This is a genomic window from Yersinia sp. 22-579, assembly GCF_030433455.1.
GTDB classification, from domain to species: domain Bacteria; phylum Pseudomonadota; class Gammaproteobacteria; order Enterobacterales; family Enterobacteriaceae; genus Yersinia; species Yersinia enterocolitica.
In genome coordinates this window covers 58897-79709 of the sequence record NZ_JAUJTZ010000014.1, presented here as the reverse complement: position 1 = coordinate 79709, position 20813 = coordinate 58897, and the positions used below count along the sequence as shown (strand labels likewise).

The following is a 20813-nucleotide window of genomic DNA, read 5'->3' as shown; positions in this document are numbered from 1 at the left end:
TGCGCCAGAGAAAACCTTTCAAGTCATTGACGTAATTACAGAAATGTAATGACTCTTTAATTCAAACTGCGATCGCGATCTCATTTATAGTCCTAACTATTTTAGGGCTGTTGCCGATAGATTCTTAAAGGACTGTTGAGATTATTTTAGATATAGGGGTGGATTAACTTTAAGTAGCGATGCCTTAACCCAAACTCATTGAAGTTACCATTCGGCCGCCAACCACAAGGTAACTTCATATAAGGGCAGATAGGGCAAGGACCTTTCCTCGAGCGACTATAGAAACGGAACTGACAATGAAACGTGGAAGTACGCATAAGCCATTGGATATAAAAATAACGCCAGAACATAATAAAGATACGAAAGTGTTTTTTGTTAATAATATGCGTCTGGTCACTTTGTTTATCGCCATTTTGGCGGGGATACTGCTGTTATTTGCCGCGGCAATTGGTACGTCTGGATACTTTTTAAAACAAAGTAACCAATCGCTGGAAGAAGCAACTCAAGAACTGGATATCCGTCTGGGCCTGTCTAACAGCTCAAACCATCTGCGTACAGCACGCCTTATCTTAATTCAGGCTGCATCATCGGCACGTATTGGCGATGCAACGGGCTACCAGCAAGGCTTGAAGAATGCAGAAAATCGTATTTCTCAGTCACAACAGATGTTTGACCTCTACTATAACCGCCCAATCAAATCTGAAACGGACACCGCTCTGGACGGCCCCCTCAAAAAGGCCTATGAACAGTATCGCGACGATGGCATGAAACTCATGCTAGAGGCGACTAAAGAGGGACATTTCGAAGAAGTTATCTCACTGGAGGCAGAAAAACTTAATCAGTTAGATGATGCCTATAACGAGCCGTTGCTAAAAGCCGTTAAATATCGCACCGAGCGCGCCAACGAAATTAATCAGTCGGCTCAGCAGGAAGCGCGCCTGGGATACATACTGATGGGAGGGGCCTTTATTCTCGCTATTTTGCTGACATTAATTGCTTTTTTAGTGATCAGCAAAGTCATTATCAAACCGATTAACCGGCTGGTAGAAAGAATTCAACGCATTGCTCAAGGGGATTTAACACAACATCCAGCCCCATTTGGCCGCAATGAAATCGGTGTGTTAGGTAATAATATTCAGCAAATGCAGGATTCATTATCCTCCACGGTTGAAGCCGTCCGCAGCAGTGCAGAATCTATCTATCAAGGATCCAGTGAAATCGCGCTGGGTAATACAGACCTCTCCGCACGAACCGAGCAACAAGCCGCCTCACTTGAACAGACCGCAGCCAGCATGGAGCAACTGACCGCTACCGTTAAACAAAATGCGGAAAACGCCCACCATGCCAGCCAATTGGCAGCGAATGCATCCGGTAAGGCAGCCCAAGGTGGCGACATCGTGAATGATGTTGTTAGCACGATGGATAAAATATCGCTTAGCTCAATGAAAATTGCTGAAATTACTAACGTCATTAACAGCATTGCTTTCCAAACCAACATTCTGGCATTGAATGCGGCGGTAGAAGCCGCCCGAGCCGGTGAGCAAGGCCGTGGATTTGCCGTGGTTGCCAGTGAGGTTCGTAATTTGGCACAGCGCAGTGCTGATGCGGCCAAAGAGATAGAATCGCTGATCGAAGTCTCTGTTGACCTTATTGGTGATGGCTCTATTCTGGTTTCTGATGCCGGTAAAGCCATGAACGAGATTGTCACAGCCGTCACGCACGTGACTGATATTATGGGTGAGATTGCCTCTGCCTCGGATGAACAAAGCCGTGGCATTAGTCAGGTTGCACAAGCGGTATCTGAAATGGATAACGTGACACAGCAAAACGCCTCTTTAGTACAAGAAGCGTCAGCAGCGGCAGCCTCTTTGGAACAACAGGCTGAGATACTGACTCAAGCAGTTGCGGTATTCCATTTAAATGGACGTAACCCTGCCCCGGCACTTAAAACTCCAGTCCCAACTTCAACAGGCCAGAATAAAACCGGTGGTAATAAGAAGCCGACTGATGACTCGCTGAACTGGGAGACGTTCTGAGTTATAACTAGCGACTATTCAGCTGAATGATAATTGTAAAGGCTGATAGCAAAACCGGAGACAAGGCTCACACCTTCCTCCGGTTTTTTATTGCCGCTCGATGAGTGTCAGCAAATAAATGTGTGAGTCACTCTACTTGTGAAGAGGCTCAACAAAGGTGCCATCATGACTATCAATTTCATTAAAGAACCACACGCCTGCCGGATAATCTTCCAACGAAACTAAATACATAACACCTTCGCTAAACTGTTCTACCTCTAACACAACCCCTTCACGTCGTGGGCCGCCATCAGTTTTTACTGTCACCCGATCATTTACTTTCATGACATTACCTTCAATTAAATCAATGCTGCTAGTGTAGTACAGAATCAGGTGAGAATGATAAGGTTTACGCTCAATCAAGAGTATGGTTTTGATGAATATATTTAAGCAGAAGGAAATAGTGGGTTTAGATAAAGGGGGCTTGGGGAATCCGCGAACGGGGAAAAGTGACGCTGTATTATTTCCGATTGTTGAACGCCAGAAAGTAAAAAACCCGCCTTAGCGGGTTTTTTTATAATCAGCCAAAGGCCAATTAGATTGCAGTTACGTTTGCTGCAGACGGACCTTTAGCACCGTTCTCGATAGAGAACTGTACATTCTGGCCTTCAGCCAGGGTCTTGAAGCCTTGATCTTGGATTGCAGAGAAGTGAACGAACACGTCTTTGCTGCCATCAGCTGGAGTGATGAAACCGAAGCCTTTAGACTCGTTGAACCACTTTACTTGACCTTTCATCATGTTAGACATGTGTATTTCCTTTATTAAAAAATTTTGCCACCATGGGCGTGTTATAGCCGGTTATCAGTCGTTACTTATGGAGGCACTATGAAGGAAATTCGTCAGTGAAGAGCTATCAACGATAACGCTTTAAATATGAACCACTTTACTCAAGATGTCGTGCATAAATAGGTCTGTACCACAGGCCGAGACGCATTAACTCATGACCGGCTTTTAATAGCAACTCTTTTTAGCAGGCAAACGGAAGATTCTTGTTTACATGACTAAAATAAAACCAAAAAAGCTATTTATTATACTCTTGCTGTTCGGTATTAGGCAGAATAATCAGTAAAAACATTGTAAATACTCCCCAATGCTTATCCTGATTTTAGCATCAACAAAGTCAAAAAAAACTTCAATCGCCTGTTTTGATTCTATTTGCAGCTTGATGCTGAAAATTTATCCTTTGAATTTGCTATGATAAGCCGTCACCTATCCTTGAGATAAATACATGAAACCCAAGTCTGCCACTTTAGATGATGTTGCACGCCAGGCTGGTGTTTCCTATCAAACCGTATCACGCGTTTTAAACCAGGCCCCTCATGTCTCGCTTAAAACCCGTCATAAGGTTGAATTGGCTATGGTTGAGCTGAACTATGTTCCTAACCGGGTCGCCCAGCAATTAGCCGGTAAACATAGCCTGACACTCGGGCTAGCCACCACCGACCTTTCTTTGCATGCGCCCTCGCAAATAGCTGCCGCAGTAAAAAGGAAAGCCCGTGAACTGGGGTATAATGTGGTTATCGCCATGGCTGATGACCACGGCGAACACGCCTGCCAGCAAGCTATAAACGAGTTACTGGCTCAACGTGTTGATGGGATTTTAGTCAATGTTCCTTTGAAGCCCAAACGCAGCCAGAAAATTACCGAACAATGTGCTGATACTCCGGTACTTTTTCTTGATGTTGACCCACAGTCTGCTGCATTCAGTGTTCTATTTGATCCTAAAATAGGCGCAATTCAAGGTGCCAACCACCTCATTGCATTGGGCCACCAGAAAATAGTGCTTATTGGCGGGCCCAAAGACGCGATTTCAGCCCAATTACGTCATCAGGGCTGGTTACAGGCATTGACTCATGCCTCACTGACACCGCAAGCAGTCTACTACGGAGAATGGAGTGCCTTGAGTGGCTATCAGGCAACACAGAAATTGATTGCCAGCAATACCCCATTTAGCGCCATCTTGGTTGCTAACGACCAAATGGCACTGGGTGTCCTGCGAGCTCTGCATGAAATTAATGTCGATATCCCGAGGGAGGTTTCTGTTATCGGTTATGATGACACAGCGGACAGTGCTTATTTTCAGCCGCCACTCACCACAATCAGGCAGAATTTCAGGTTATTAGGGGAAGAGTGTGTATCCCGCCTAATCGTCAGATTACACCATACCATTGAGCCGCCTTCTCACTCGTTATCATTAGCAACTGAGCTGATAATCCGTCAGACCACCGCCCCGGTTAACCCCACGCGGCACAAAAACGAATAAATGCGATCACTCTCGACTATTTAACCAACCGCTATTTACTTTACTTTCAGCTGAACTCATCTTGATGTCATGACAATTGTGAGCGCATAACATTTTCACGATTAACTACATTTCCATGACTATGACTATGACTATGACTATGACTATGACTAACTCCATTTTCACGACTAACTAATAGTCTTAGCGCAAGCAAGCTAACTTTCGTAAAAGATAAGGCTGAAATTATGACGGCACAGCAAGAAGTTAAACCGCAGGCTACACCAGCCTTATCGCAGATTCTGTTTCGCCGGGATTGGGAAAATCCGCAGATAACACAGTACAACCGCCTGGAAGCACATCCGCCATTTTACAGTTGGCGTCATCTCGATGCAGCTCAAAACGATGCACTTTCTCCGCAGCGGCAGTTACTCAATGGACAGTGGTCATTCAGCTATTTTACCCAACCAGAATCCGTGCCCGATGAATGGGTTGATCACGATTTACCAGAAGCTGTATCTATGCCAGTGCCTTCCAATTGGCAACGCCACGGTTATGACATCCCGATTTATACTAATGTGCAATACCCTATTCCCGTTGATCCACCACGGGTACCGCAAAATAATCCAACCGGTTGCTATTCATATAATTTCACCTTAGAGCCTGACTGGCTCTTATCGGGACAAACTCGCATTATTTTTGATGGCGTGAGTTCCGCTTTCTATCTCTGGTGCAACGGCCGGTGGGTCGGGTATTCCCAAGATAGCCGCCTACCCGCGGAGTTTGATCTCACTCCATATCTGAAAGCTGGAAATAACCGTATTGCTGTTCTCGTATTACGTTGGAGTGATGGTAGCTATCTGGAAGATCAGGATATGTGGCGGATGAGCGGAATTTTCCGCGATGTCAGCCTACTGCACAAACCAGATATTCATTTGCGGGATATTCACATCTCTACACATTTATCACCAGAATTTAGCTACGCACATTTAGAGGTAATGGCCGCCATTAACATTCCTCTACTCGATATTAATAACTCACAAGTAACGAGAACCTATCAAATCCAGGTTCAGCTCTGGCTAGCGGATTCGTTAGTCGCCAGTTTGCGACAGCCCCTGGGTACTCAGCCAATTGACGAACGAGGCCATTATACCGACCGCACTCATCTAAGCTTGCGAGTAGAACATCCTTTATTATGGAGCGCAGAACAACCTACGTTATATAGGGCTGTCGTCTCGCTACTGGATAGTCAGCAAAAACTGATAGAAGCAGAAGCCTATGATGTTGGCTTCAGGCAAGTCGCCATTCATCAAGGTTTGCTCAAAATCAATGGCAAAGCAGTACTGATTCGAGGGGTGAATCGTCATGAACATCACCCACAAACAGGGCAAGCTATTGATGAAGAAGGTATGCTGCAAGATATCATTCTGATGAAGCAGCATAACTTTAATGCCGTACGCTGCTCACATTATCCCAACCATCCGCTATGGTACCGCCTGTGCGATCGCTATGGTTTATATGTTGTCGATGAAGCCAACATTGAAACTCATGGGATGCAACCTATGGGGCGGTTGGCAGATGATCCACAGTGGTTTTCCGCTTTTAGCGAACGAGTTACACGGATGGTTCAGCGTGATCGTAACCATCCTTGCATTATTATCTGGTCATTGGGTAACGAATCTGGTCATGGTGCCACACACGATGCACTCTATCGTTGGATAAAAACCAATGACCCCACACGCCCGGTACAATATGAGGGGGGTGGTGCGAATACTCAGGCTACCGATATTGTTTGCCCCATGTATGCCCGCGTAGATGAGGATCAACCTTTCCCGGCAGTGCCTAAGTGGGCCATTAAGAAATGGATTGGTCTACCGAATGAATCTCGCCCATTGATTTTGTGTGAATACGCCCATGCTATGGGGAACAGTTTTGGTGGATTTGCCCGCTATTGGCAAGCGTTTCGCCAATATCCCCGACTACAAGGTGGATTCGTTTGGGATTGGGTCGATCAAAGCCTTACCCGTAATGATGAAAATGGTCAGCCTTATTGGGCTTATGGCGGAGACTTTGGCGATAGCCCTAATGATCGCCAATTCTGCATGAATGGGTTAGTTTTCCCCGACCGTACCCCTCACCCCAGCTTGTATGAGGCGCAATGCGCGCAGCAGTTCTTCCAATTCTCATTGGTTAGCACCTCACCGCTGGTAATCAATGTAACCAGTGAATACCTGTTCAGAAACAGCGAGAACGAACATCTATACTGGCGCATCGAGTTAGCGGGTAAATCAGTTTTGGAAGGGAGTTTCCCGCTAGACCTATTACCTGAAAGCACACAACAATTCAGCCTAACCGAGCGATTACCCGCTATCAGTGGGCCAGGTGATTTATGGTTGAATGTTGAGGTTATACAGGTAAAAGAGACCGCATGGTCACCAGGTAATCATCGTTGCGCTTGGTCCCAATGGCGTTTACCACACTCTTTAACGGTCTTAGGTCACGGCTTAACTGATTCAGCTACGTCCAATAACCTCAAGTTGCACCAAGATACACAGCATATTACGGTGACCCACCAGCAACAACATTGGCAGTTTAATCGTCAAACCGGATTACTTGAACAATGGTGTGTAGGTGGGAAAAACAGGTTACTGACCCCATTGCGAGATCAATTTGTTCGTGCGCCGCTAGATAACGATATTGGCATCAGTGAAACAACGCGGATTGACCCAAATGCTTGGGTTGAACGCTGGAAAAAAGCGGGCATGTATCAACTGGAGCAACGTTGTTTATCACTACATGCAGATACATTGTCTCAGACAATACAAATCAGCGCGGAATATATCTACGAGTTTGCCCAAGAACAGTTATTACATACTCATTGGTTATACCGTTTTGATCAACAAGGGCGCATGACTATTGATGTCCGAGTCCAGGTAGCAACTTCACTACCCTCTTTAGCAAGAGTCGGCATGTGTTGCCAGTTATCTGATGTTTATGAAAATGTTGAGTGGTTAGGGTTAGGACCTCACGAAAACTATCCTGACCGTCAGCTATCGGCACAGCATCGTCATTGGTCGCAACCACTTGACCAAATGCATACTCCCTACATATTCCCCAGTGAAAATGGGCTACGTTGCAACACCAGGATGTTGAGTTATGGAAATTGGCAGTTAACAGGTCAATTCCATTTTGGTATCAGCCGTTACAGTACTCAGCAACTTATGGCAGCCAGCCATCAGCACTTACTTAGATCAGAAGCAGGTACCTGGCTAAATATCGATAGTTTCCATATGGGGGTGGGTGGTGATGACTCATGGAGCCCTAGCGTCCATGCTGATTACTTACTGACTAATGAGATTTATCAATATCAAGTCTGTTGGCAATACAAAGACTCAATCTGATGATAGCAACAGATTTTGTAACAATATAAACACAGAATTTCTAATACGCCCAGTTTCAGATTTATCCCTATATCGAACTTAAGGAAATATTCCTAGTATCAATATGTTCTAAACATCTCTTAGTCTCGCTTATTGCAATGCAACGAGTCATACATGTACTACTCCTTTGCAAATTTATGCGCCCACCCTATTGGGCGCTTTTTTTGTTTTCTGCTTTCACTCGCCGCTCTCTCCCTTTTGCGACCTTGTCATAACTTAAGCACATTCACTCCATGAATTATTTAGATTACGGGGCTAAGATAATTACTTCGTCATCGGCACAGCTCCTGACTCAGTATATTCATGTTACCAGAGGAATATTATGACATCGTTAACCCATCTCCCAGCGAACATGGTCGCCATTGAGATTACTCAGCCTGGTGGCCCTGAAGTCTTAACGCCCATTCAGCGCCCTACACCGATGCCCGCTGCGGGTGAAATTTTAGTGAAGGTTTCAGCCGCAGGAGTTAACCGCCCTGATGTCATGCAACGCCGAGGTCAATATGCTCCACCGCCAGGGGCCTCCGATATCCCAGGATTAGAAATTGCAGGTGTGGTAGTTGCAGTCGCTGCTGATGTCACGCGATTTAAAATTGGCGACAAAGTGTGTGGTTTAATCGCAGGTGGCGGCTATGCTCAGTATTGCGTTATCCATGAAACCAATGCCTTATTTATCCCGCCCAGTCTGACTGAAATCGAAGCGGCAGCATTACCAGAGACTTTCTTTACTGTGTGGACAAACCTGTTCCAACGTGGTCATTTCACAGCGGGTGAAACCGTATTGATTCACGGTGGATCTTCCGGTATAGGTACTACGGCAATATTGTTGAGCAAAGCATTTGGCGCAAAAATGGTTATTGTCACCGTGGGGTCAGAAGAAAAACGGCAAGCATGTCTGACATTAGGTGCCGACATCGCCATTAACTATCACACTGAAGATTTTGTCGCCGAAACAAAGCGAGCCACCGCAGGTAAAGGAGCTGATGTAATCGTGGATTTAATTGCGGGTGATTATGTCGCGCGTAACTATGAAGCTGCTGCAATGAATGGTCGAATTGTTCAAATTGGTACCCAGAATGGGCATGCCAAGGATCTGAATCTGATGTTAATGTTGCTAAAACGTCTGACTCACACCGGTTCAACATTGCGCTCACGTACCGTGGCAGAAAAAGCACTTATCGCTAAAGAGCTGGAACAACAAGTTTGGCCGTTGTTAAATGATGGGAAAATGAAACCACAGATCTTCCAAACGTTCCCGCTGGAAGATGCGGCAAAAGCCCATGAATTGATGGAAAGCAGCACGCATATTGGTAAAATTGTCCTGATCGCTTAAGGTTGTTCAGAACTACAATTGCCCGTACCATGAAAATTCATCAGGTGGAATCCAAGCATAAGTGCTTGTTTTCATCTGATGAATTAATAATAACTCCGCATTATTGCCTATTAGGCCATAACAGTTTTACTAACTAATTAATCAAACTGATATACCTTAAATTTAACTTCTCATGTTATTCTATAACAAACCGCTATGGTTTAACTTATATGAGTTATTCATCACAAGGTCATAATTATGGACATAATTAAGAAAATATTAATCGATGACATCGCAAGAATAAATCAAAAAGAAAAAAGAGATGGTCGGTTAAAATTTAACAGCGATTTTGTCTACAAGCATCCCTATCTTTGCCTTGCAATGTTGATATCATACTTTTTTGTTCTAGTTTTAATGTACTTAACCCCTTACTTTGGTACTGGCTATATGGTTGCCTTTACCGCTTTCTTTGTTTTGATGTCTGCCGTGCTCATGATGGAAATCAAACCCGTGTTTAAATTTGAGGATATTGGTATCCTCGACTTACGTGTTTGCTATAACGGTGAATGGTTCTTCAGCCGTGCATTATCGACGCAAGCAATTGATGAAATACTAAATAGCAAAAATATCAGTGATGACTTTAAAATTCGCTTTAAACATATTATTAGCAATAAAGGCGAAATAGACTTCTATGATGTCTATGATTTAGCTTATCTGCAAAAAAAGTCGATGAGAACCAATGAACTCAACCAAACTACCTCGTTGGCCAGTACCTCTGCTATCAGGCAATAATTATAGGCATCCTGTTTCATTTGACCCTGCTGAATCCTCAGCAGGGTATACTAGAAAACTCACTTTTTATTGACCAAACCCATCATATTTTTCAGGAAAGAATCATTGGCAAATTAAAATGATGCCTATAATAATGTTATTGTTTTTAATAATAAAAGGCACATAGGCATGGACAAGATTGATGAACAATTGATTGCCATTTTAGCAAAAAATGCACGGATATCTCTGAAAGACCTCTCACAGCAAGTAAATCTCTCATCCCCGAGTACTTCCGAACGTCTACGGCGTCTTGAAGAACGTCATATCATTCGCAGCTACACACTCGATTTGGACCAGCAGGCATTCGGCTACAATTTGCAAGCTATTGTACGCGTCAAACCCTTAGCCGGAATGCTGCGCGTAGCAGAAGAGATGATTCAAGAAACTCCAGAATGTGTTGAGTGTGACAAAGTGACCGGCGACGATTGTTTCATCAGCCGCTTATATATTCATTCGATGGAACAACTGGATACTATCATTGACCGCTGGTCAGAATATGCCGAAATCCAGACATCAATCGTCAAATCCTCCCCAATCATGCGACGGTTGCCCCCCTTAGTAAGGTTGCCCAGGGAAAGTAAAATCTGAAATCTGTACCCTACCCCTCATTTTATCTATAATAACGAGCTATTCTTTACCTGAATAAAATTATAGAAGCGAATAATTGATGAGTAATAATCAAAGTAATGCGTCAGATTCATCGATTCTTACGCTCCCCTATACCCGTTGGGACGAAGATAATGTGCAAAGCTCCAGTGCCGTCGAGGCTCTGGAGCAAGGTAAAGTACTTTTTCTACCCCATCTGGCGTTTGAACTGAATGAACAGGAAAAACTACTGCTTAACCCCGCGCTGGTTGATACTAAACGCAAAAATATCAGTTTTAAACCGCTGGACGGCACACTAACTGGTGTGACTGATGAAAGCAAAGTAGCGTTAACCCGCCAGTTGCTGGAGCGCTATTATCAGAGTTGCCTGAGTCTGGTAAATCAATTACTACCGGAGTATACCTCTGCACTGCGCAGCCCGACCAATAGCCTACGCTTGCACCCCGTTACCGCCTGGCGCGATAAAACATCGTGGCGAAAGGATGATAGCCGCTTGCATGTTGATGCTTTCCCTTCGCGGCCTAATTATGGTGAGCGAATCATTCGTATTTTTACCAATATCAACCCTCATAATGAACCCCGTTCGTGGCGTGTAGGTGAAGACTTTACGCAATTAGCCCGCCGCTATTTGCCGCAACTCGATAGCTATTCTCCTTTCAGCAGTTGGTTGCAGCATAAAGTTGGGATCACCAAGCGCCGCAGGAGCCATTACGATCATCTGATGCTTCAGCTACATGATAAAATGAAATCAGATGCCGATTACCAAAAAAATGGCAAGCAACAAGCTATTGATTTCCCAGCAGGTAGTAGTTGGATCTGTTTTTCAGATCAAACCCCCCATGCAGCGATGGGAGGACAATTTATGCTAGAGCAAACTTTCCTTCTGCCCGTTAAAGGGATGAAAGACCCCCAACAATCCCCGCTAAAAATACTGGAATCATTAACGCAGAAGCCACTGATATAACGCACCGCTTTCTGTTGTCGAGTGCCTACTGAAAATCCGCTGGCGAAGTAGATTTTCAGTAGGCATATTTTCCCAAAAAAAATGTTTATACGACTTGATCCCTGAGAAAAAAATAAATATCATTTTTCGCAGAATGTAAGCCAACTCCATAATACTTAGGTGTGAACATTGCGCCCGGCAGTTATTGAACCTTATCAGATAACTATTGGAGGTTAATATGGTTAAGGTCTATGACAGAAACAGAAACCAAATTATTCCTGGCAAACGTGTGATGGTCGCACAAACTGGGGAAATTGACGTAGCAAAAGCTATTCATGCTGAAGGTCTGGCACCTGTACAGGCAGAGCGGGAGCCGGTTGTAGAGTTACAACATACCGGTGAGCGCTATGTGCCTTTCGATTTAGTCAGACTCGGTTAATCATATTTAAACTGTAGTAGTTAAACTGTAGTACTTCCGCTAATTGCAACATTGCTTTCAGTGCGTTAGTCACTTTTTCGCCGGAGTTTTCTATATTTACCAGAAAGCTCCGGTTTTTTTATTTATATAATGCCAGAGATTATTAAATCTCAGGATAATAACCGATACTAAACAGCCCATAGTGCAACATCCTATTACATGATGGGCTTTTATCTTACCCGATGGGTATTTATGAGCATTCGATAATCTCAGCTTAAATATGGCAAGCTGGCTCTATCACTTGGGCAACTTTCTTTTGGAAAGTCTCAAGTTGGCAAAGTTTGTTATCACCCTCGCTCTCACAACCTTCAATGGTAATTGGAACAATTTTAGCTGGATTATTTTTCAGATCTAACTTCTCGGCATTTCGCAGCTGATCCATCGTTTGATAGAACATTTTCACGGCGACATAGCGCTGATGATTATCTGGGTTCTGCCATAGCTCAAAGACTAATCCGCCACCAGGCGGGGTATTATCAGGTTGTTGTGGTAATTGCCAATTGGCCCCTAACATCCCAGCGATATTAGCAATATTGGTATCATGCCCGCCGAGGAACAGCAATTTGGTTTGCGGTGACAGCGGCAGTGTTTGCCCTTGGGCATCGCGTTGCAGCACTAATGCCGTATCAATTTGTTGCAACAGCGGAGTCCCTTTATGGCGAGCGATATAAGGGGTTTTGGCCATCAAATCAAATTGCGCATTGTGTAACGACAATAGCGAAACCCAGTTCTCTTCACCGCTGAGCCGATGCCATGCCACATCCGACATAGCTTGTGAGTTTTGTAACAGGAAAATTTCACCCAATGTCGACGATAGTGCCAATGGCCCACTCAGAGAAACTTTAGTACCTTCTTCGTTTACCTTAATTTCATTTGCCATAAAAGTGGAAAAATCACAGGTTTTTCCATTTTGTTGCAGTGACTTGCAATAAGGCGATGCAGCAAAATTCAGTACCTCGCCCATCTGGGCAAAGGGTTTGGCATAGCGCTGGCTCAGATCACTCAATGGCCCGCCCAATCGCTCCTCAAAAGCCTGATGAGTTTTCGCTGAGTCCAGTTTACATACCCCCGCTTCGACGGTATGAAATAGCGGGTCAACTTTTTTCAAATCAGCCTGATAATGTACTTTCAGACCACAATCCGGTGCGATTCCATCCAAGAATGCCTGTCCGGTTAAGCGGGTTCGTTGGTCAACATCTGCCTGTGCATAAACGGAGCCATCGACCGGACACCCCGCAGACAACAACCCTTGGCTACGGAAATAATCACCATAAAACCCCCCCATCAACGTCACTAACTCAGCCCCTCGCGGTGTTAAATAACCCGCTTTTACTGGCCACTGGGGCCATTTATCAGGTGTGACATCATTCATTAGCTGGGTTTGTTTTGTCGGGGAGCGAACACCATGTCGACTCAAAATAACCACACGCTCTAATGTGTAGCCGGTCGGCGCTGTAACAATCGGGGCAGCGCCTGCTGTAAAACAGCCCATTATCAAAGTGACTGCGGATAAGTGCAGATATTTCTTTGCAACTGACATAATTTTATATCCTTATTAAAACTACGAATATTTTTGCCCTATCGAGTATGGTCGACGATCGCTGGCCTCACAATGCGGAAAAGCAACAAACATCCGCGTCAAATGGGATAGAAGGACGAAAAATTTTAAGCTGGAACGCGCTAAACTTGATTCGCTTCTCATTGTTAGAACGATATTTAGCCGATTATGTTATTAACGACACTAATACTTAAAGGAGGTATAAACCCGCACTATCAATCCGGTCACTGACCGGACAGTATTTAGCGCAATAGGGTTGATGGATATAGCCTGTCATCCAGCGGCTATACATACAAATTATAAGGAGTCTGACATGCGGAAAGCAGGCGATATCGACAGAGTCATGTCGGCCAGACAACTTCCCAATAAAGCCGTAGCCCTGATTCTTGCAGGAGGCCGCGGTTCACGCCTTAAAGACCTTACGTCTGTCCGAGCAAAACCCGCTGTTCACTTCGGCGGAAAATACCGCATTATCGACTTCGCACTATCAAATTGCCTTAATTCGGGCATTCGCCGTATCGGTGTGATAACTCAGTATCAGTCTCATACCTTGGTGCAACATATCCAACATGGCTGGTCATTTCTCAGTGAAGAGATGAACGAGTTTGTTGATTTATTGCCGGCACAACAACGTCAAGGACGAGAACATTGGTATACCGGTACCGCAGATGCTGTTTTCCAGAATCTGGATATTATCCGCCGCTATCGTGCTGAATATGTGGTGATTTTGGCAGGTGACCATATCTATAAAATGGATTACTCACGTATGCTGCTCGATCACGTAGAAAGTGGTGCGGCTTGTACTGTAGCTTGCATTGAAGTCCCCAAGACGGAAGCAACGGCCTTTGGTGTGATGGAAGTCTCCGAACAGCTACAGGTGAAAATGTTTTGGGAAAAACCTGAAGATCCTCCTACTCTGCCTGGTAAACCCAATAGTAGTCTGGCCAGCATGGGGATTTATGTCTTTAACGCAGAGTTCCTGTTTGGTCTGCTTGAAAGCGATCACGCGGACGAAAATAGCAGCCATGACTTTGGCAAAGATATTCTGCCGAAAATCACCGAACAGGGTCATGTTTGGGCACATCCGTTCTCATTATCTTGTGTTTCCACCTCGCCCGACGCCCCTGATTATTGGCGTGATGTCGGGACGTTAGATGCCTATTGGCAAGCTAACCTCGATCAGGCAGCTATTACACCAGAGCTGGATATGTATGATTCACATTGGCCAATACGCACCTATGCGGAGCCATTGCCACCGGCAAAATTTGTTCAGGATCGCTCTGGTAGTCATGGCATGACCATGAATACCTTGGTGTCCGGTGGCTGTTTTATCTCCGGTTCCGTGGTAGTCAACTCGGTACTATTTTCCCGAGTGCGAATCAATTCGTTCTGTAATATTGATTCTTGTGTATTACTACCCGACGTCAATGTAGGCCGCTCTTGTCGGTTGCACCGCTGTGTCGTAGACCGCGCCAGTATTATCCCCGAGGGCATGGTCATTGGCGAAAACGCTGATGAAGATGCTCGCCGTTTTTATCGTTCTGAAAGCGGTATTGTCTTGGTTACCCGAGAGATGCTGGCGAAGCTATAGCGCTGGGATGTTATTAATTCAGGGTCGGGCAGACATGGACAAGCAGGGAATAATTTATATAATCAGCCCAAACGAATAAAAGGGTCTGAATATGTCATTTACTGAATGGGTGATTTTAGGTGTGGTGATGGGTTGTGCCGTTGGTGCCTTACTGAAAATTTTTGGCAAGAAAAAAGACAGCTAGCCCTCTCAGTTCCCTCATTAATTCAAAAGCGGCCATCATCGGCCGCTTTTTGTGTTAACTGACTCATTGCTATTAACGTGTAACCGGTACAGTAACTTCGGGTTGTACAAAGCCATAGCGACTCAGTGGTGTGACTTTCACTGAAGTGGGTGATGACTTAATGGCAAATTGTTTGGTTTGGCCCGGCATAATATAAGGGCTACCCAAAGGAACAACCTCATTACTTGGGACTAAAATCACCTGAGGGCCAAGGCGAACCACATGCTTGCTCGGGTTTTTAATCATTAAGTTATTACCTGAGGTGGATAAAACCAATTCTTGCCATGGGGTTTTAATCTGTGGCACAGAATTTGGCTGGATAAGAAAACCAATTTCCTGACGTATTGGCATCACAGTCGCATTACCCGGCACCTGCTCAACACCTTCAAACGAAGCTTTTAACAGAACTTCTGAATCCAATGCGGTGCCTTTCTTCAATACAAAGTTAACTTGCTGGCTTTGCCCGGCATCAATTCGGGTTACCGGTGGGGAAATCAAAATTTGCTTACTCAGATTTTTGCCATCCAAGTCGACCAATTTAGTCACCAGCAATATTGGGTTTGCCGATGTATTTTCGATAGTAAAGCTGGTGCGACCCTCATTTTCTTTTAAAATAACCGTAGTGCTTTCTAATTTGAAAGATGCATAGGATGCCAAACTCCAGCAACTTAACAGCACCAGTAAATTAAACATCAAAAATGATTTAACACGTTTGATGAGATGAGTGTATGCAGTCATTGCACCAACACTGCCATTATTAACCATGATATTTTTCATAATAGATCCTATGTCTAAAAAATCGTTACTGAGTATCTGCTTGCTCGACAATATTTAAAATCAATGACATACAGCGTCGGCAACTTCATACAATGCATCCGGGTCAAACTTCTCCGGCTCAACATAACTCACAATACATTCACTGCGGTTGGTAGCCTTAACACGCAAAGCTGCCCCAATCGCTTTGTTTTCCAACATAAAGTTGCCATCACCAATAATCGTTCCCAGGAAGTTGCCCTTTTCGTCGAGCACGTTAGCGCCTATCGGCAACATTTCACCATTACTATCACGAATACTGAGCAGCAACTGGCGGGTCTCGGTTGCTTCAAAATTACGGGTTGCCACTGTGCCGCGTGTCATCTTCAAATCTGCACTGGTGCTGTTAAGACGAATATTCAGTGGCAATGTTTTGGTGCTTATCTGTGCTTTTGATGCCGTGTAAGGCATCACGGATGGCAATAAGGCGGTTCCAGCATAATCGGTGATTGACGTTCCGCTACTAGGCGAAGAAACACGTAAATCAGATTGGCTAGGCACATTTATCACCGCAAAGGTATCGCCGATTGCCGATGAAGACGTCGCAAAGGTGTTATTCGCATAAGCCATTGATCCATTTGCCGAAACATAAGCTGACCGGCTATTGTTAGTGGCCTGAGAAACCCCACCAGCCAGTTGCGAATACGCCGTGTTCATATTCAGTGCCCCATTAATACGCCGCTGACTATCACTACCTGTTATACCGACCTGATACCCTTTGTTATCACCCCAACGGCCTTGGTAAGTACTACCTAAGGTCATATTGCCATTGTTGCGTTGCATCCGCCCGCTGAGGGATCCATTACCCAATGGCATATTGATGCCAATGTAGACTGAATTTTGCCCCTGCGAAGTTGACTGAAAACTTAGCGTGGTAGTCACTCGGCCAAATTGTTCGCTCGCAGAAAATGTATGGGAAACACTGTCTGCGGCCTGATAATACATATTATTAGACAAAACGTAGGAAAATGCGCCCCAACGAGGATGCGCCCAGGATACGGCGGCCGATGTCGAGTTCTTCAGTTTGCCGTACTTCAGTTCATTCAGATTATTGCCACTGCTCAGGGCATTATCCGGCGACCAATAGCTCGATGAGTCATATAATGTCGACAATGAAGCGCTTAAATTGCCATTAATGGCTACCTGATTTTGTAACGTCAGCTGATACCCCTGCCCGGCATCTTTGGTATTAGAGTAACTTGCCGCCGCTGAAAACCAGGCACTCTCCAGCCCGCTATAAAGATTTTGTACACTGAGATTTTGATAATCAGGGGAAACCAGCCCAGCCGAAGTGACACGCAATGCATTTACCGGGCTAAAAGAGACCTCACCCGATGCTAATAATGGCGATTTAGTTTCACTTTCATTCAAACTATCCCGATAACGGCCCAACCCCAGTTGGTATGTGGTCGCCTGCTGTTCAAAATTAGGGTCAAGAGAATTTGATACCGTAAAATGCTGCTGGGTACCATCTTCTTCAATCACATCAACATCAGTAACCACGCCACTGGAAAAATTACTGATATTGGACAACGAGAATGGCCCCGGTGGCACGACGGTCCGGTAAATAACACGTCCACGTTGGCGAATTTCAATAGTGGCGTTGGTATTAGCAATCCCTTCAATGGGCACCACCAGCTGTGTATTATTCAGTTGAGCATTATCGGAATATAGTTGGGTACCTACGATCGGCAGGCCCGAATAAGTGTCACCGACTAAACCAAATTCACCCAGCTGCATGACTGATTTCAGTGATTCCACCGCGCGTAATGCGTAGGTTTCCTGATTATCGTAGTGGCCTACCCCTTGATTATAGGTATAAGAACCCCGGTTACGCAGTACCCAGTTATACAGATTAATACCCGGCTGAAACTGCCCTTGAAATAAATTAAGATTATCGCTATTAGTTTCGATCCGCTGGCCGAACAAATTGTAATTCAGTAATAAGGCATGGCCGCCACTTTGGTAGTCACTGCTTTCCATTTCGGGATCAAATGCCTCTTGCGGCAAGGTCATTTCCACACGAAATTGACCAGGGAATAACTTTATTACGACACCCGGCCACAAAGCTTCAAGGTTTTCACAGCTATCACCACTGTCTTTATGACGCAACTTCAATGCAATGAGTAAGTTACGATCCACACACAAATGACCTTCACTGTCGAAGGTAGCTGCAACATGATAGGTTTTATTGGCATTAACAATGATAGCGACATCATGCTGACCGGGTAAAAATTTATCCTGTTGACTAAAAAAATTCGCTAATTCTGCCGAATACCCTAACCCTTCCAGTGTTTTTATATCAAACGCCACTGCACCCTCTTTTGTGGCGGAAAGAGCCGCTACAGGGAAAAGAGATAAGAGGAATGCTGTAAACGAAAACGATACGCAACGCGCAAACACAGTGTTGTCCTAAAAAGTAAGGGAAACAAATGGGTTAAGAGGCAATATTGTTTTATACAATAAAGAGTACACAAGGTTATTAAAAAATGAAGACAACCTTGTGTATAGGATTTTTATGAATTAAATACCAAAAGAAAAATTCATGGTGGCAGAACCATCAATATTAATATTTTCAGTGATGGCTCCGCCCATAGTAGTTGAACCTGCCAATGTCGGTATTACTGTAAAATCGGCACTGAATACTTTACCCGCTTTTGCTGTGGTGGCATTTTCAGACCAGCCAAAACGAAAATTATTGGTTAATGTTTCCAGAGTATGCCCCCCCTGCAATACGTTATTCGCATCGATAAAATACAGTAAGCTGCTGACACCATCGACCGTAGCATTGCTCATCGTCGTTTTATAAAAACCCAGTTTCCCAGTACCATTCACAAAACCCAAACCAAAGTTATGAATAGTGCTATCACTAACAGAAGCTTTACGGTTATCTATCGCAGTTAAGCTCAGATACGTCAAGCTATCACAGGTGACCGTCCAGGTTTTTGTGATTGATGGCAATACTGTTACTGCGGTACCACTTTTTACCTGGCTTGCTGAAATTTCACCGACATTATAAATACCGCCATCAGGGGCATTGATAGTGCAAGTTGGAAGACCAATCTTCCCTTTAACCTTCAATTCAGCAGTCGGTGCTGCCGCATGGGCGGTCACGCTTAATAGAAAAGAAGATAAGATGGCAGAATTTATAATCAGGCTTTTCATAACCATTAAATACCAAATGAGAAGTTCATTGTTACTGAGCCATCGATAGTTGCATCTTCGGTAATTGGGCCATTCATCGTCGTGGTCCCCGCCAATGTGGGTGTAATAGTAATATCAGTACTAAATGATTTACCCGCTATGGCGATAGCGGAGGCATTAGAGAAGCCATAATAATAACTATCAACTAAAAATAAGCTGCTTCCAGCAGTTGCAGCCCCTGTACTCAATCTGTAATACATGGAAGTGCTGTTTCCATCAACGCGTGAGTTACTTAATGTCGCAGTATAAAAACCAATTTTACCGGTACCATTAATATTACCTAGCCCATGATTTCGGGTGGTTGAAGTATCACTGACGGATGCCAGGCGGTTATCAATACTGGTATAGCTTAAATACGTTATAGCATCACAATTGATAGTCCAGGTTTTGGTCATCGTTGGTAATGCTGTGGTGGCGATACCCGATTTCACATTCGTGGCTGAAATCTTACCTAAATCGTAAATACCACCATCTGGGGCGATTACCGTACAACTTGGCACTCCCAATTTACCCTTAACTTTTAATTCTGCCGAAGGCGGTGCCGCTTGTGCTGCCACAGATAAAATTATTGAAGTAAAAAGAGTGAATTTGAAAATATACGTTTTCATAAAATGAGAACCACTCGGATACATTAATGTTATTAGCACTTATTCTGAAATAGAGCTTCAGGCAAAATAAAGGGCAGAAATATAAGTCTGCCCTTATTTTATACCCTGATGTACGGGTAATTAGATACCGAATGCAAAGTTCATGGTCATTGAACCGTCGATTTCTGCATCTTCAGTGATTGGGCCAGCCATAACGGTAGTACCACCCAAAATTGGGCTAACGGTAATATCAGCAGTGAACACTTTACCAACGCTTTGGGTGTTGGCAGCTGATGACCAACCGGTACGCATACCCGTGGTCAGGTTGGCAACGGTTGTGGCGGTGAACGTTGAGTTCACAGAAGAAAATACGTTAGATACTTTACCATCAACGGTACCATTCTTGATTTGTGCCGTGTAGTAACCGATTTTGCCGGTGCCGTTCACGTTACCCATACCAAAGCTAGTGGCTACCCCAGTGTTGGCAGATGATGCTGCGCGGTTATCCACTGGTGTAAAGTTCAGATAAGTTTCCGCATCACAGTTTACTGTCCAGTTTTTAGTGATTGGTGTCAGTGCTGTGGTGGTCGCACCTGATTTAATCAAAGATGAAGATAATTTACCAAAGTCGTAAACACCATCATCCGGTGCATTCACGGTGCAGCTTGGCACAGTTAAAGTACCGATAACTTTTAATTCCGCAGTAGGTGCTTCTGCATTGGCAGCGTTAATACCAAAAATCAAAGAAGACAGTACAGTAATTTTAGCCAGTTGCTTTTTCATTTAAATAATCCTGATATATAATGTTTATCGCGTTGCGATACCCAAACTTTATAGGCCTGGTGCCTGGGAGTTGAATTCATTTTTAATATGGTTGATCCAAATCAAAATATGAGCTCAAAATTTATGCTG

Annotated in this window: 17 protein-coding genes; 9 read left to right on the top strand and 8 right to left on the bottom strand. The window is 44.4% G+C overall.

Annotation, left to right across the window (positions count from 1 at the left end; genetic code table 11):
• Positions 1–296 precede the first annotated feature (296 nt).
• Positions 297–2036 carry a methyl-accepting chemotaxis protein gene (locus QSV56_RS16790; protein WP_301212994.1) on the top strand — a complete coding sequence of 580 codons (1740 nt, stop codon included), beginning with the start codon at positions 297–299 and terminating at the stop codon, positions 2034–2036.
• 132 nt (positions 2037–2168) lie between these two features.
• On the opposite strand, the gene dsrB is transcribed toward QSV56_RS16790, so the two are convergent.
• Positions 2169–2360 (bottom strand): protein DsrB, encoded by a 192-nt coding sequence (gene dsrB, locus QSV56_RS16785; protein WP_004701013.1) that lies wholly within the window; start codon positions 2358–2360, stop codon positions 2169–2171.
• Positions 2361–2610: 250 nt separating this feature from the next.
• On the bottom strand, positions 2611–2823 hold the full coding sequence (cspE, locus tag QSV56_RS16780) for a transcription antiterminator/RNA stability regulator CspE (RefSeq protein WP_002210893.1): 213 nt from the start codon (positions 2821–2823) through the stop codon (positions 2611–2613).
• Positions 2824–3304: 481 nt separating this feature from the next.
• Here cspE and QSV56_RS16775 point away from each other — a divergent pair, with 481 nt between their 5' ends.
• From QSV56_RS16775 to ydfZ, 7 genes are all read left to right on the top strand, one after another.
• Positions 3305–4339: a LacI family DNA-binding transcriptional regulator gene (locus QSV56_RS16775; protein WP_046695184.1), complete on the top strand. Its 1035-nt coding sequence runs from the start codon at positions 3305–3307 to the stop codon at positions 4337–4339.
• Between the two features lie 224 nt (positions 4340–4563).
• Positions 4564–7716, top strand: coding sequence for a beta-galactosidase (locus QSV56_RS16770; RefSeq protein WP_046051175.1), 3153 nt, complete (start codon positions 4564–4566; stop codon positions 7714–7716).
• 361 nt (positions 7717–8077) lie between these two features.
• A complete protein-coding gene (locus QSV56_RS16765; RefSeq protein WP_019080872.1) occupies positions 8078–9088 on the top strand; it encodes an NAD(P)H-quinone oxidoreductase in 1011 nt (336 codons plus the stop codon).
• Between the two features lie 237 nt (positions 9089–9325).
• On the top strand, positions 9326–9859 hold the full coding sequence (locus QSV56_RS16760; RefSeq protein ID WP_019080873.1) for a YlaC family protein: 534 nt from the start codon (positions 9326–9328) through the stop codon (positions 9857–9859).
• A gap of 168 nt (positions 9860–10027) precedes the next feature.
• Complete coding sequence (locus QSV56_RS16755) at positions 10028–10486, top strand: Lrp/AsnC family transcriptional regulator (protein WP_019080874.1); 459 nt, start codon at positions 10028–10030, stop codon at positions 10484–10486.
• A gap of 79 nt (positions 10487–10565) precedes the next feature.
• Complete coding sequence (locus tag QSV56_RS16750; protein ID WP_050329045.1) at positions 10566–11468, top strand: Kdo hydroxylase family protein; 903 nt, start codon at positions 10566–10568, stop codon at positions 11466–11468.
• Positions 11469–11685: 217 nt separating this feature from the next.
• Complete coding sequence (gene ydfZ, locus QSV56_RS16745; RefSeq protein WP_019080876.1) at positions 11686–11886, top strand: putative selenium delivery protein YdfZ; 201 nt, start codon at positions 11686–11688, stop codon at positions 11884–11886.
• A gap of 253 nt (positions 11887–12139) precedes the next feature.
• Here ydfZ and QSV56_RS16740 read toward each other — a convergent pair whose 3' ends face one another.
• Positions 12140–13465 (bottom strand): AppA family phytase/histidine-type acid phosphatase, encoded by a 1326-nt coding sequence (locus tag QSV56_RS16740; RefSeq protein WP_301212993.1) that lies wholly within the window; start codon positions 13463–13465, stop codon positions 12140–12142.
• Between the two features lie 331 nt (positions 13466–13796).
• On the opposite strand from QSV56_RS16740, the gene glgC reads away from it, so the two are divergent.
• Complete coding sequence (gene glgC / locus QSV56_RS16735; protein WP_011816633.1) at positions 13797–15074, top strand: glucose-1-phosphate adenylyltransferase; 1278 nt, start codon at positions 13797–13799, stop codon at positions 15072–15074.
• A gap of 256 nt (positions 15075–15330) precedes the next feature.
• Here the strand turns inward: glgC and QSV56_RS16730 are convergent, their stop codons facing one another.
• From QSV56_RS16730 to QSV56_RS16710, 5 genes are all read right to left on the bottom strand, one after another.
• Positions 15331–16074, bottom strand: a complete 744-nt coding sequence (locus tag QSV56_RS16730) for a fimbria/pilus chaperone family protein (RefSeq protein WP_019080879.1) — start codon at positions 16072–16074, stop codon at positions 15331–15333.
• Between the two features lie 60 nt (positions 16075–16134).
• The gene (locus QSV56_RS16725) at positions 16135–18513 is read right to left on the bottom strand and encodes a fimbria/pilus outer membrane usher protein (protein ID WP_050870515.1); all 2379 of its coding nucleotides are present in this window, start codon (positions 18511–18513) and stop codon (positions 16135–16137) included.
• Positions 18514–18633: 120 nt separating this feature from the next.
• Positions 18634–19281 carry a DUF1120 domain-containing protein gene (locus QSV56_RS16720; protein WP_050298825.1) on the bottom strand — a complete coding sequence of 216 codons (648 nt, stop codon included), beginning with the start codon at positions 19279–19281 and terminating at the stop codon, positions 18634–18636.
• Positions 19281–19922 carry a DUF1120 domain-containing protein gene (locus tag QSV56_RS16715; RefSeq protein ID WP_050131848.1) on the bottom strand — a complete coding sequence of 214 codons (642 nt, stop codon included), beginning with the start codon at positions 19920–19922 and terminating at the stop codon, positions 19281–19283. Before QSV56_RS16715 ends, QSV56_RS16720 begins: the two co-directional genes overlap by 1 nt.
• A gap of 120 nt (positions 19923–20042) precedes the next feature.
• Entirely contained in the window at positions 20043–20684 is a 642-nt protein-coding gene (locus QSV56_RS16710) for a DUF1120 domain-containing protein (protein ID WP_046051181.1), read from the bottom strand.
• Positions 20685–20813 lie beyond the last annotated feature (129 nt).